Source organism: Nocardioides sp. (assembly GCF_964229035.1).
Classification (GTDB): Bacteria; Actinomycetota; Actinomycetes; order Propionibacteriales; family Nocardioidaceae; genus Nocardioides.
Genome location: NZ_CAXRAZ010000058.1, coordinates 39,945 through 53,204, shown reverse-complemented (window position 1 = coordinate 53,204; position 13,260 = coordinate 39,945). Strand labels below are relative to the sequence as shown.

Below are 13,260 nucleotides of genomic sequence, written 5' to 3'. Positions count from 1 at the left end.
GGGGGGTCGCCCCCCGGGGACGACGCAGGCCGGCGGTGCCCGGGTGGGCAGGGCCGTCGCGTCAGGTGGTGCAGGTGTTGGCTCGAGCTCGAGCCGGACACCGGTGGTGTGTCCGGTGGTGATCAGCCGATCGCCGGGGTGATGCCGAGCTGGTTGAGCAGCGCGTTGAGCTGGTTGGTGCTGACCGAGCCACCGAGGCCGTTGAGCTGCAGCAGGTCGAACACCGGCTGCAGGAGGCCGCTGCTGGGGTCGGGCAGCACGTCGATGATCTGGTCGAGCAGCGTCACCAGCAGAGCCGGGTCGAGGGTGGAGTTGTTGTCGAGCAGGGTGCACAGCTGGGCGCCCTGCGGGAACGCGGTGCAGAACTGGGCGATGGTGCTCGTGACGTTGCCGCTGGGGATGACGACGACGAGCTGGTCGCACACGATCTGCGGGATGCCGGCGTCGCACAGCACCTGGATGGGGCTGGCCGACGGGGCCGGGGCGGGCTGCGGCTGGTTGGCGGCCACGCACTTGTCGTAGGCGCGGCGGGCGGCCACGGCGCGCTTCTTGGCGACGTCGGAGCGCTTGGCGTTCGACACGTACTTCTTGCGGGCCTTGACGGTCTTGGCGTGGGCGCGCTTCTTGGCCTTCTTGCCGACGGTCTTCTTCTCGACGCGCTGGGCCTTCTTGTAGGCGGCGCGCGACTTCTTGGTGACCTTCACCCAGTTGGCGTAGACGGCGCGGGCGTTGCTGAGCTTCTTCTGCTCGGCCGAGCAGCTCGCGGCGCGCGGGGCGACGCTGCTCTCGGCGGCGGCCGGGGCGGCGCTCGAGGTGCCGCCGGTCGCGTAGGTGAGGCCGGTGGCCAGGGCCAAGGCGACGACGATCTTGATCAGGGCGCGATACATCGCGTGGTGTCTCCCTCCGGTTACCGGTCGCGGCGGAGCGTTCCGCCCTGTCCGGGGATCGAGCCGAACCCCGAGAGTGGGGGCGGCGTGAGCATCACGGGCGAGGCGGTCCAGTGCTCCGCCCGATCTGGGGGGACCTTCGGCCCCCTCGGGGCGGACCTCAGCAACCGGTGGGGATTCGTGACCTAGGTCCCGGACCGGGTCGGGCGCGGGCCGGAACGACGACGCCGCCGTCGTCCTCCTTCGAGGACGGCGGCGGCGTCGCGGTGTCGAGAGCTCCCTGGGGAGCGGGGCCTCAGGCCTTCTTGGTCTCCCAGAAGATCTCGGCGATCTCGTCGATCTTGGCCAGCAGCTGGTCGGCCACGTCGGCGTCGAGGGTGCCCTTGGTGCCGGCGGCACCGGCGAGCTTGGTGGCCTCGTTGACGAGGGTGTGCAGCTGCGGGTACTTCTCGAAGTGCGGGGGCTTGAAGTAGTCGGTCCACAGCACCCAGAGGTGGTGCTTGACCAGCTCGGAGCGCTGCTCCTTGATGAGCACCGCGCGGGTGCGGAAGTCGGGGTCGTCGTTGTCGTTGACCTTGGCGATGACGGCCTTGATCGACTCGGCCTCGATGCGGGCCTGGGCGGGGTCGTAGACGCCGCAGGGCAGGTCGCAGTGGGCGGAGACCTCGACGGTGGGGGCGAGAAGCGCGGAGCGCAGACGCGAGAACATGGGGGTCCTCTCCTTGATCGTGTGATCGAACGGTTCGACGGGAACGAACGTGCTCCTGCGACACTACTCGGCGTGGGGGAGAGCACAACGGGAGGCCGCGGCGGCCCCCTCCGCGATCCGTCGCGACGGCCCCGGACCCCTCGCTGGGGCGTCGCCGTCGTGCGGGGCGACTCGATGCTGCCGACCCTCACGTCCGGCGATCGGCTGCTCGTGCGCTATCGCGCCGCTCCCCGTCGCGGTGCCGTCGTCGTGGCGCGATTCCCCGACGGCGCGCTCGTGGTGAAGCGGGCGGTCGAGCGTCGGGACGGCGGGTGGTGGCTGCTGGGCGACAACCCGGCCGGCGTCGACTCCCGGCACCGCGGCGTGATCGCGGACGACGACGTGCTCGCCGTCGCCGTGCTGCGCTGGCGTCCGCGCCCGCGGCTGCTCGGCCGCCTCGGCGGGCCGGGTCGCCGGCCGCGCTGAGCCCCGCGGGTGCTGGCATCCGGACACCGCCCGCCGGCGCTGGGGGCATGTGGGAGGATCGACCATCGTGGCCAACGACGTCCCTTCCTCCCACCCGCGCGCGGGTGAGCCGGTCTTCGACCTGCACCACGGCGGCAAGCTCGCCACCGTCTCGACCGCGGAGGTCGCCTCCAAGGAGCAGCTCTCGCTGGCCTACACGCCCGGCGTGGCTGAGGTCTGCGAGGCGATCGCTGCCGACCCCGCGCTCACGCGGCACTACACGTGGGTGCCGAACACGGTGGCCATCGTCACCGACGGCACCGCGGTGCTCGGCCTGGGCGACATCGGCCCGGCCGCCGCGATGCCCGTGATGGAGGGCAAGGCGGTGCTCTTCAAGCAGTTCGGCGGCGTCGACGGCGTGCCGATCTGCCTGGCCACCACCGACGTCGAGGAGATCATCGAGACCGTCGTGCGGCTCGCGCCGAGCTTCGGCGGTGTCAACCTCGAGGACATCTCGGCCCCGCGCTGCTTCGAGATCGAGGACCGGCTCAAGGCCGAGCTCGACATCCCCGTCTTCCACGACGACCAGCACGGCACCGCGGTGGTCACCCTGGCCGCCCTGCGCAACGCGCTGAAGCTCACCGGGCGCAGCGTCGAGTCCACCCGGGTGGTCATCTCCGGGGCCGGCGCCGCGGGCGTGGCGATCGCCAAGATCCTGCTCCAGGCGGGCATCACCGACATCGCCGTCACCGACCGTCGCGGCGTGGTGAGCTCCGACCGCCACGACCTGACCCCGCAGAAGATCGCGCTGGCCGAGCTCACCGCCGACAAGTCCGGGCGCCGCGGCACGCTCGCGGAGGCCTTCGACGGCGCCGACGTCTACATCGGCGTCTCCGGCGGCACCGTGCCCGAGGAGGTCGTCGCGACGATGGCCGACGACGCGATCATCTTCGCCATGGCCAACCCCGTTCCGGAGGTCCACCCGGACGTCGCCCACCGCCACGCCCGCATCGTGGCCACCGGTCGCTCCGACTTCCCCAACCAGATCAACAACGTGCTGGCGTTCCCGGGCATCTTCCGCGGCGCCTTCGACGTGCACGCCAGCGCGATCACCGAGGGCATGAAGGTCGCCGCGGCCGACGCCCTGGCCGACCTCGTCGGCGACGACCTCGCCGAGGACCTCATCATCCCCTCGCCGTTCGACCCCCGCGTGGGCCCGGCCGTGGCGGCAGCGGTGGCCGAGGCCGCCCGTCGCGACGGCGTCGCGCGCCTCTGAGCGCGGGCGGGCCGCGCACCACGGGGCGACGCCGAGCCGCCACCCGGACGCGGCGTCGTCCTCGACGGGCACGCGGCTAGGCTCGCCGACGTGTTCGCCGTCTACGCCGATTCGTTCGCCAGTTCCGCCGACGACCCGCTGAGCGGCCTCGTGCTCGGGGAGCGCCCCGACCCGGTGGCTCCCGAGGGGTGGACGACGGTCACGGTCAAGGCCGCCTCGCTCAACCACCACGACCTGTGGTCGCTGCGCGGGGTGGGGCTGAAGGCGGAGGCGCTGCCGATGATCCTGGGCTGCGACGCCGCCGGCTACGACGAGGACGGCAACGAGGTCGTCGTCCACTCGGTGATCTCCGACCCCGACTGGAGCGGCGACGAGACCTTCGACCCGAAGCGCTCGCTGCTCTCCGAGCGGCACCAGGGCACGCTGGCCGACCAGGTGATCGTGCCGCGACGCAACGTGGTGCCCAAGCCCGCCTCGATGTCGTTCGAGGAGGCCGCGTGCCTGCCCACCGCCTGGCTCACCGCCTACCGGATGCTCTTCACCCAGGGCGGCCTCAAGGCCGGCGACACCGTGCTCGTGCAGGGCGCCGGCGGCGGCGTCGCCACCGCCCTGATCGCCCTGGCGCGGGCGGGCGGCCTGCGGGTGCTGGCCACCAGCCGCGACGAGGCCAAGCGGACCAAGGCGCTCGAGCTCGGCGCCCACGAGGTCTTCGAGTCCGGCGCCCGCCTGCCCGTGAAGGTCGACGCCGTCATGGAGACCGTCGGCCGCGCCACCTGGTCGCACTCGATCCGCTCGCTGCGCCCCGGCGGCAAGATCGTCATCTCCGGCACGACCTCGGGCCCGAACCTCGACGACGCTGAGCTCACCCGGATCTTCTTCCTCCAGCTGAGCGTCATCGGCTCCACCATGGGCACCCGCGACGAGCTCGCGAGCCTGGTGACGATGCTCGACGCCACGGGCGTGCGGCCCGTGCTCGACCGCGTGATCGCGATGACCGAGGCGCGCGACGGCTTCGCGGCGCTCGCTGCCGGCGAGGTGTTCGGCAAGATCGTCCTCACCCGCTGAGGCAGCCCCGCTGAGGCAGCCCCGCCGTCCCCGTCGTGGAAGGCTGGCGGGGAATCACCAAAACAGTTGGCGTGTTGCGGTGTGCGTGGTCCACGATGGACCACGCCCGATCCCGGACGCCTCCCGGCTCGACCGCGGATCGTCTCGCAGCCGTCGGCGACACGACCGGCGCCTGAGCACCCCCATGACGTGAGGACCTCCATGACCGCGCCCACCGGCTCCGCTCCCGAGCCCACCCTGGCGAAGGCCGCACCTGCGGCCGACCCGCTCATCCCCGCGGCGACGCCGCCCGCTGGGGCCGGTGCCGCCTCGGACGCGCTGATCCCGGCGTCGGGGCGCACGCCGCTCGTGATCAAGCTGCTCGTCGCGGCGACGTTCGTGGTGATCCTCAACGAGACGATCATGGTCAACGCCGTGCCGCGCCTCATGGTCGACTTCTCGATCGGGTCCACGACCGCCCAGTGGGCGCTCACCGTCTTCATGCTCACCATGGCGGCGGTCATCCCCGTCACCGGCTGGTTCCTGCAGCGGGTCAGCACCCGGCGCGCCTACGCGGTGGCGATGACCACCTTCGCCCTCGGCACGCTGATCGCAGCGATCGCCCCCTCGTTCGCGGTGCTGCTCGGCGGCCGCGTCGTCCAGGCGGCCGGCACGGCGGTCATGATGCCGCTGCTCATGACCACGCTGATGACGGTGGTCGCCGCGGAGGACCGGGGTCGCGTGATGGGGCAGGTCACCCTGGCCATGTCGTGCGCGCCCGCCCTCGGCCCCGCCGTCTCCGGGGTGCTGCTCGAGCTGGGCTCGTGGCGCCTGATCTTCGTGGCCGTGCTGCCGGTCGCGGTGCTGGTGGGGTTCTTCGGCCACCGCGCGATGGTGGACGTCGGGGAGACCAACCAGGCGCCGGTGCACTGGCCGAGCGTCGTGCTGGCCGGCAGCGGCTTCGCCATCTTCGTCTTCGGGCTCAGCCGGGTCGGGGAGGCGGCCGCGGCGGAGGCGATCGGCCTGATCGTCACCGGTCTCGCCCTGGTCGCGGCGTTCGTCGCGCTGCAGCTGCGCCTGCAACGCGAGGACCGTCCGCTGCTCGACCTGCGCACCCTGACCCACCGCAGTTACGCCATCTCGCTGGCGCTGATGTCGGCGGGCTTCATGGCCTTCCTCGGCTCCATGATCCTGCTGCCGCTCTACCTGCAGCAGCTGCGCGGCCTCACGGAGCTGCAGACGGGGCTGCTCGTGATGCCCGGCGGACTCGCGATGGGCCTGCTCGGTCCCCAGGTCGGCAAGGCCTACGACCGCATCGGCTCGCGACCGCTGGTCATCCCGGGCGCGGTCGGCATGGTGGCGCTGCTGTTCGCACTGAGCCGCCTCGGCGCCGACACCCCGTACCTGCTGATCCTCCTGGTGCACGTGGCGCTGATGGCCAGCCTCGCGCTGATCTTCACGCCCGTCTTCACGATCGGCCTCGGCGCGCTGCCGCCCCATCTCTACTCGCACGGCAGCTCGCTGCTGGGCACCCTGCAGCAGGTCGCCGGCGCCATCGGCACGGCCGTGCTCGTCGTGATCCTGAGCAACCGTTCCGAGAGCCTGGCGAGCGACGGTGCCGCACCGGCGGCCGCGATGCTCGGCGGACTGCAGTGGGCCTTCGCCGCCGGTGCGGTGATCGGCCTCGTCGTGGTCGCGACGGCCCTCATGCTCCCCGCGCGGGTCGAGGCGCCCGAGAGCGCTCCGCACGGGCACTGACCGGCGCACCCGGCACCGCGCGCGAGAGGCCGGCGCGGACGACGTCCTCGCCGGCCTCTCGTCGTCGGGTGAGGAGGACTCGGCTCAGCGCTGCATGAGCGCGTCGAGTCCGACGGCCACCGCCGCGGCGACCCGGAAGTCGACGGCCTGCTCGGGCACCCGCACCGTGTAGCGGTCGCGCACGCTGCCCTGACGCTCCACCTGCAGCAGGGGAGCGCCCTGCGGCGAGACGAAGTCGAAGTGGATCGGCAGGAAGGGGATGTCGGTGAAGCGCCGGATCAGCGCGACGGCCGTCGAGCGCTCCTGGCCGACGCCCTGGTAGCCGGGGCCCTCCAGGTGGAAGGTCGAGCGCAGGAGCGACTTGCCGAAGTCCTTGCGGAAGAAGCCCAGCGGCTGGCCGGACTCGTCGCGCACGTCGTAGCCGGCGTTGAGGTCGACGCGCTGGCGGGCCTTGAAGCTGAAGACCGCGCGCGAGCGCGACTCGTCGGTGTAGAAGGTCACCTCCTCCTTGAACGCCAGCCGCTTCTGCTGGGCCACGGCCAGCACGGCGCCGGGGGAGCCGTCGGGCGCCGCCGCCACGATCTCGTAGCGGTTGGTGGTCATGGCGAACTTCTGCCGCACGAAGAAGGCGGGGTAGTACATCGCTGCCGTCATGGCCCGACGGTACCGAGTCGGGCGTGGTGAGCGGAGGCCCGGGCGGCGGCTCAGTCCTCGGCGAGGAAGGCGTCCATGGCCGGCCAGCTGACCTGGGCGGCCCGGGGGCCGGCGACCAGGCCGAGGTGGCTCAGCCCGTCGGCGGCGGCGTAGCGAGCGCCGGGGACGACGCGGGTGCCGGCCTCGACGGCCGGCCCGTCGGCGATGTTGTCGCTCGAGCTGCCGACGAAGAGCACGCGGGCGCGGATCTCGCCCAGGTCGACCGAGCGCCCGCGACCGAGGTGCACGGTGCCGGCGGCCAGCTCGTTGCGCACCATGAGCCGGGTGTGGATCTGGTGGTAGGCGCGACCGGGGTAGCCCGGCATCTCGGCGATGAAGGAGTCGATCGCCGTGGTGCGGGCCAGGGCCTCGGTGTCGAGCAGGTTCTTGGCCAGGTGGACCGCCTTGGTGAGCTCGCGCTTGGGAGCCATGGCCCGGTAGCTGGCGCGCACGAGGTGGCGCGGCACGCCGCCGAGCGCGGCCGTCGGCGCCGTCACCGCGCGGGAACCGAGGAGGCGGTCGGCGGCGATCAGGGGGCGCACGGAGCCGATGCGGTGGTAGTCGATCGGGGTGCCGAAGGCGGTGAGCGAGTGCACCGGCAGGTCGGGGTGGGCGGCCAGGGTGAGCAGGCTGATCGTGCCGCCCAGGGACCAGCCGACGAGATCGACGCCGGCGCTCGTCGCGCCGTCGTGGCGGTGGTCGTCCAGCACGGCGGCGATCGCCGACGGCACGATGTCGTCCATCCAGGCCTCGAAGCCCATCCGGCGGTCGGCGAAGGTGATGTCGCCGTAGTCGAGCAGGTAGGTGGCGCGGCCGCTGTCGCGCAGGTGGGCGGCCAGGCTCTGCCCCGGCCGCAGGTCGAAGCACCGGGTGGAGACCGCCAGGGGCGGCACCAGCAGCACGGGTCGGGCGGTCGTGGCGGGGCTGGTGCGGTCGAAGCGCACGAGGCGCCGGTGGGGGCCGTCGGCGACGACGGTGGCCGGGAGACCCTCGTAGCGCTCGACGCCCGTCCCGGCGGGGGAGAGGGCCCACGCGTTGCGGGCCGCGGTGCCGAGCAGTCCCAGCACGCTCAGACCGGCGGATGCGGGCGCGCCAGCGGACTGCTCCGCGGGGGCGCCCGACGAGGGACGCGTCGGTGACGTGGGGGCAGCCAGGGTGTTCGACACCGCGCCATCGTGGGACATCGCGCGGGCGTCGTCCACCGAACGTGACGAAGGCCGCGCAGCGGCGGCGGGCGCCGGAAGGACGCGGCGGATCAGGGCTCGGAGCGCCAGTGGAGGGCGCCGATCACGAGCATGCGCAGCTGGGTGCGGGCGGTGACCGCGATGCGCTGCTCGTCGGCGGAGCCCGGCGATGCGGCGACCAGCTGCTCGGCGGTGCTGACCATGGCGCCGACGATGAGGCTCGAGAGCACCTGCAGGTCGCCGGGCGACCAGGTGTCGGTGCCCGGCAGGTGGGCGAGGTCGACGGCCAGCTCGCGCTCGGCGAGGCCGATGCCGTCGGCGATCGCCTGGCGCACGGGCGTGGGGCCGGCGAAGCGCTCGCGGGCGATGAACCCGTAGTGGTCGTGGTTGCGCCTCACCTGGTCGACGAGCACGTCCACCGAGCCGTCGATGATCGTGCGGAAGTCGGTTCCGGCCGTGCGGCGCAGCTCGCGCAGGAGCCCGCGCAGCGTGTCGAGGCTCTCCTCGACGAGGGCGAGCCCGAGCTCCTCGATGGAGTCGAAGTGGCGGTAGAAGGCGGTGGGGACGACGCCCACCTCCTTGGCCACCTGGCGCAGCGACAGGGCGACCAGGGTGCTCTCGGCCGAGAGGGAGAGGGCGGCGTCAAGGATGGCGCGGCGGGTGCGCTCCTTGCGCTCGACTCTGGTCTCGGTCACGCCTCGATCCTACTCAGGGTGAACGTGTGTCCACTGTCACCAGCCGTCGATGTTGACCTCTCCAGGGGAACGGGGGAGAGTTTGGGTGTACAGACGTACACCGAATGTCGCGGGACGCCGCAGCGCGACCCGCAGTCAGGAGCACGACATGACCACCCTCGCACCCGCCCCGGCCGTGAGCCCGGCCGGCCGCGTGGTCGGCCGTCTGCTGCGGTCCCGCCTCGTCGACGCGCTCGCCGCGCCGCACGGCATCGACCGCTACCTCGAGCGCTTCAACCCGATGTGGGCCGCCCACGACGTCCGCGCCCGGATCGTCTCGATCCACCGCGAGACCGAGGGCGCCGACACGGCACCGGTCGCCACCATCACCCTCCAGCCCACCGAGAGCTGGCGCGGTCACCGGGCCGGCCAGCACGTGCTGGTGGGTGTCGAACTGCCCAGCTCCTCGCGCCGCCTCACCCGGGCCTTCTCGATCAGCTCCGCGGCCTCGGGGCGCGGGGAGCAGATCACGCTGACCATCCGCGCCAACGACGAGGGCCAGGTGTCGTCCTACCTCGTCCGGGAGGCCAAGCCGGGCGAGATCCTCCACCTCAGCCAGGCGCGCGGCGAGTTCGTCCTCAACGAGAGCCCCGCCACGCCCACCATCAGCCACCTCGTCTTCATCACCGGCGGCTCAGGCATCACGCCCGCGATGTCGATGGTGCGCACGCTGCTCCGCGACGGCTACGACGGCCACGCCGGGCGCAAGGTGACCTTCCTGCACTACGCCCGCGGACCGCAGGACCAGATCTTCGCCGACGAGCTCGCCGAGATCGCTGCAGCCGACAACGGCGTGGACGTCCACCTGCGCTACGGCGACCAGCTCTTCACCGAGTTCGAGCTGCGCCGCCTCGTGCCCGACCACCGCCGGACCGACACGTGGCTCTGCGGCCCCGCCGGACTGGTCGAGCTGGTCAAGGACGCCTACACCGACGCCGACGGCGAGTTGTCGCCGCGTCTGCGCATGGAATTCTTCAAGCCCGTCGTCGCCCGCGCCGCCCAGCCCGGCGAGGAGGTGGACGGCGAGATCACGTTCTCCCGCTCCGGCACCACGGTCGCCGCCTCCGGAGACACGATCCTCGAGCAGGCCGAGGCCGCCGGCCTCAGCCCGGAGTTCGGGTGCCGCATGGGCATCTGCTTCTCCTGCACGCGCACCAAGACCGCCGGCACCGTGCGCAACGTGCTCACCGGCGAGACCTCCGCGCTGCCGGACGAGGAGATCCGCATCTGCGTGAGCGCCGCCGCTGGCGACTGCCACATCGATCTCTGATCCCCACCGGGATCCCCATCCGTTCCAGCCACCGCACACCCACCCACACGAGGAGTGTCCGATGACCACCACGCAGGACCCGGTCGAGACCACCGCGACCGATGACAAGTACCACGGCCTGACCGCCGCCGAGATCGAGCGCCTCGGTGCCGAGCTCGACGCCATCCGCCAGCGGGTGCTCGACGACCTCGGCGAGGCCGACGCCGAGTACCTCCGCAAGGTCGTGAAGGCCCAGCGGAGCTTCGAGGTCGCCGGTCGCGCCCTCTTCTACCTCCCCCCGGCCTGGCCGCTGGCCGTCGCCGCGCTGAGCGTGTCGAAGATCCTCGACAACATGGAGATCGGGCACAACGTGATGCACGGCCAGTACGACTGGCTCGGCGACCCCGCCTTCAACTCGCGCATGTTCGACTGGGACAACGTGTGCCCGAGCGACCAGTGGAAGTACTCGCACAACTACATCCACCACACGTTCACGAACATCGTCGGCAAGGACCGCGACGTGGGCTACGGGATCCTGCGCATGGACCCCGACCAGAAGTGGCACCCGTACTACCTGGGCAACCCGGTGTACGCCTTCCTGCTCATGATCTTCTTCGAGTGGGGCGTGGCGATGCACGACCTCGAGGTCGAGAACATCGTCTCGGGCAAGCGCAGCATCGAGGAGAACAAGGCGCTCTATCCGGGGCTGTTCCGCAAGATGCGGCGCCAGGCGCTCAAGGACTACCTGCTGTTCCCGGCGCTGACGGGTCCGCTGTTCCCGCTTACCTTCGCCGGCAACGCCACGGCGAACCTGGTGCGCAACATCTGGGCCTTCAACATCATCTTCTGCGGGCACTTCCCGGCCGGCGTCGCGTCGTTCTCCGAGGAGGAGACCGCGAACGAGACGCGTGGCCACTGGTACCTGCGCCAGATGCTGGGCTCGGCCAACATCACCGGCGGCAAGCTCATGCACGTCATGAGCGGCAACCTGTCGCACCAGATCGAGCACCACCTGTTCCCCGACCTCCCGGCGCGTCGCTACCCGGAGATCGCCGAGGAGGTGCGCGACATCTGCGAGCGCTACGGGCTGCCCTACAACACCGGCTCGCTGCACAAGCAGCTGTTCAGCGTGTTCAAGAAGATCGTGCGACTCTCGCTGCCCGGCGGCAAGAGCACCGCCGCGCCGGTGAAGGGCACCTCGCCCGTGACCGACGACTCGTTGGCCGCGTGAGGTCCTGACGGCGAGAATGTCGTCATGACCGGACGCGACAACCTGAGCAAGGCCGAGATCACCAAGGACGCGTTGCAGGCGGGGGCTGAGGCGGCCGCCCAGACCGTCGGCGAGGTCGCCTCCATCGTCACCCGCGCGGTCGGCGACGTGGCGGCTGCCGTCGGCGGCTTCGCCACCGAGGTGTTCGAGATCCGCGACGCCTCGCGGCGAGCGCTGGCCGAGCACGGCGATCGCGGCGGCCACGCCGAGATCGAGGCGGACGACGACTGAGGCCCGACCCTCACGGGGCGATCACGCCATGAGCGGCCCGGATCCTGCATCGAGCAGGGTCCGGGCCGCTTCGCGTGCTGCGGCCGGGTCCGCGGCATCGAGGGCGGCGGCAGCCGCCTCGCGGCACTGCTGCAGGGTGACGGCCTCCAGCCGGGCGCCGACGGCGCGCACCGCTGCGGGCGCCATCGACAGCGACGTCGCGCCGAGACCGACGAGGACGCAGGCGAGCAGCGGGTCGGCCGCGGCCTCGCCGCACACGCCCACCGACTTCGACGCGCGGGTGCCGGCCCGGGCGGTCAGCGCGACGAGGTGCAGGACGGCCGGCTGCCAGGGATCGGTGAGGTGCGCGAGGTCGCTGGCCATCCGGTCGGCCGCCATCGTGTACTGGGTGAGGTCGTTGGTGCCGAGGGACAGGAAGTCGACCTCGGCCAGGATGCGATCGGCCAGCAGCGCCGCGCTGGGCACCTCCACCATCACCCCAGCCCTCAGCCCGCGCGAGCGCACGCTCGCCGCGAACGAGCGCGCCTCGTCGACGGTGGCCACCATGGGCGCCATCACCCAGGTCGTCGTGCCGGTGCGCTCGGCCGCGGCCGCGATGGCGTCGAGCTGGCGCTCGAGCAGTGCCGGGTCGGTGAACGACAGCCGCAACCCGCGCACGCCCAGGGCCGGGTTCTCCTCGTCGGGGTGGGTGGCGAAGGCGATCGGCTTGTCCGAGCCCGCATCCAGTGTGCGGACGACGACGTGGCGGCCCTGGCCCGCGAAGGGAGCGAGCGCGGCCGCGTAGACGTCCGTCTGCGCCGCGACGCTGGGCTCGGTGCTGCGGTCGAGGAAGGCGAGCTCGGTGCGGAACAGGCCGACGCCGGCGACCGGCGCGGCGGCGGCGCTCGCAGCGGATGCGGCGTCCGCGATGTTCGCGAGCAGCGACACGGCATGGCCGTCGGCGGTGCGACCGGGCCCCGACCAGCCGGCCAGCGCCTCGCGCTCGGCGGCAGCAGCCCGGACCCGGACGGTGGCCGCGGCGGGATCAGGGTCGATCTCGACGGTGCCGGTGGCGCCGTCCACGAGGAGGTGACGGTGCGCGGCGGCCGCGACGATCCCGCCCACCCCGACCACGCAGGGGATGCCGAGCTGGCGGGCGATGATCGCGGTGTGGCTGGTGGGTCCGCCCCGTTCGGTGACCAGGGCGAGCACCCGGGCGGGGTCGAGGCCGGAGGTGTCGGCGGGGGCGAGGTCGCCCGCGATGAGCACCACCGGCTCGTCGGGCAGGCTCACGCCCGGTTCGGGAGCTCCGACCAGGCGGGCGAGGATGCGCAGGCGGATGTCGCGCAGGTCGGTGACGCGCTCGGCCATGAGGCCGCCCATGCCGGTGAACACCGTGACGAACTGCTCGACCGCGTGGTCGATCGCCGTGAGCAGGGGCTCGCCGGCTCGCAGCTCCTTGCGCACCGCCGAGCGCAGGCCGCGGTCGGTCGCCAGGCCCGCGCTGGCGGTGAGCACGCCGGCGCTGGCGCCGTCGGCGTGCGCGGCCCGCGTGCGGAAGCCGTCGGCGACGGCTGCTGCGGCCGCGTCGTAGACGGCGAGGGCGTCGTTCTCGTCCGCGGGGGCGGTCTCGCCGTAGGCGCGCAGGGCCTCGGCGGGGATCTCGCTGACGACCACGTGGGCGCGACCGTGGGCGAGCCCGGGCACGACGGGGGTGCCGTGGAGGAGGACCTCGGATGCGGTGACCATGCTCACACGGTAGACGCGCTGGCCCTTGACAAGCAACAGAAACGGGCATAAAA

13 protein-coding genes are annotated in these 13,260 nt (G+C 72.4%); 7 read left to right on the top strand and 6 right to left on the bottom strand.

Features of this window, described 5'->3' with window-relative positions:
* Window positions 1-122 precede the first annotated feature (122 nt).
* On the bottom strand, window positions 123-887 hold the full coding sequence (locus ACERUN_RS17755) for a hypothetical protein (protein WP_370291409.1): 765 nt from the start codon (window positions 885-887) through the stop codon (window positions 123-125).
* A gap of 295 nt (window positions 888-1,182) precedes the next feature.
* Window positions 1,183-1,584, bottom strand: coding sequence for a superoxide dismutase, Ni (sodN, locus tag ACERUN_RS17750; RefSeq protein ID WP_370291415.1), 402 nt, complete (start codon window positions 1,582-1,584; stop codon window positions 1,183-1,185).
* Window positions 1,585-1,668: 84 nt separating this feature from the next.
* Between sodN and ACERUN_RS17745 the strand changes: the two genes are divergently transcribed.
* The 4 genes from ACERUN_RS17745 (at window position 1,669) to ACERUN_RS17730 (ending at window position 6,118) form a co-directional block, all read left to right on the top strand.
* Window positions 1,669-2,061, top strand: a complete 393-nt coding sequence (locus ACERUN_RS17745) for a S24/S26 family peptidase (RefSeq protein ID WP_370291408.1) — start codon at window positions 1,669-1,671, stop codon at window positions 2,059-2,061.
* Between the two features lie 64 nt (window positions 2,062-2,125).
* Window positions 2,126-3,316, top strand: coding sequence for an NADP-dependent malic enzyme (locus ACERUN_RS17740; RefSeq protein ID WP_370291414.1), 1,191 nt, complete (start codon window positions 2,126-2,128; stop codon window positions 3,314-3,316).
* A gap of 90 nt (window positions 3,317-3,406) precedes the next feature.
* Window positions 3,407-4,381, top strand: coding sequence for a zinc-binding dehydrogenase (locus ACERUN_RS17735; protein WP_370291407.1), 975 nt, complete (start codon window positions 3,407-3,409; stop codon window positions 4,379-4,381).
* A 201-nt stretch (window positions 4,382-4,582) separates the two neighbouring features.
* Entirely contained in the window at window positions 4,583-6,118 is a 1,536-nt protein-coding gene (locus ACERUN_RS17730) for an MDR family MFS transporter (protein WP_370291405.1), read from the top strand.
* A gap of 84 nt (window positions 6,119-6,202) precedes the next feature.
* Here the strand turns inward: ACERUN_RS17730 and ACERUN_RS17725 are convergent, their stop codons facing one another.
* The 3 genes from ACERUN_RS17725 to ACERUN_RS17715 form a co-directional block, all read right to left on the bottom strand.
* Window positions 6,203-6,772 carry a hypothetical protein gene (locus ACERUN_RS17725; RefSeq protein WP_370291404.1) on the bottom strand — a complete coding sequence of 190 codons (570 nt, stop codon included), beginning with the start codon at window positions 6,770-6,772 and terminating at the stop codon, window positions 6,203-6,205.
* A gap of 50 nt (window positions 6,773-6,822) precedes the next feature.
* Entirely contained in the window at window positions 6,823-7,977 is a 1,155-nt protein-coding gene (locus ACERUN_RS17720) for an alpha/beta hydrolase (protein WP_370291403.1), read from the bottom strand.
* Window positions 7,978-8,066: 89 nt separating this feature from the next.
* Window positions 8,067-8,690 (bottom strand): TetR family transcriptional regulator, encoded by a 624-nt coding sequence (locus ACERUN_RS17715; RefSeq protein ID WP_370291402.1) that lies wholly within the window; start codon window positions 8,688-8,690, stop codon window positions 8,067-8,069.
* A 148-nt stretch (window positions 8,691-8,838) separates the two neighbouring features.
* Between ACERUN_RS17715 and ACERUN_RS17710 the strand changes: the two genes are divergently transcribed.
* From ACERUN_RS17710 to ACERUN_RS17700, 3 genes are all read left to right on the top strand, one after another.
* Window positions 8,839-9,999, top strand: a complete 1,161-nt coding sequence (locus ACERUN_RS17710) for a ferredoxin reductase (RefSeq protein ID WP_370291401.1) — start codon at window positions 8,839-8,841, stop codon at window positions 9,997-9,999.
* 61 nt (window positions 10,000-10,060) lie between these two features.
* Window positions 10,061-11,209, top strand: a complete 1,149-nt coding sequence (locus ACERUN_RS17705; RefSeq protein ID WP_370291400.1) for a fatty acid desaturase — start codon at window positions 10,061-10,063, stop codon at window positions 11,207-11,209.
* A gap of 24 nt (window positions 11,210-11,233) precedes the next feature.
* A complete protein-coding gene (locus ACERUN_RS17700) occupies window positions 11,234-11,479 on the top strand; it encodes a hypothetical protein (RefSeq protein ID WP_370291399.1) in 246 nt (81 codons plus the stop codon).
* A gap of 21 nt (window positions 11,480-11,500) precedes the next feature.
* Here ACERUN_RS17700 and ACERUN_RS17695 read toward each other — a convergent pair whose 3' ends face one another.
* Window positions 11,501-13,207, bottom strand: a complete 1,707-nt coding sequence (locus ACERUN_RS17695) for a putative PEP-binding protein (protein ID WP_370291398.1) — start codon at window positions 13,205-13,207, stop codon at window positions 11,501-11,503.
* Window positions 13,208-13,260: the final 53 nt, after the last annotated feature.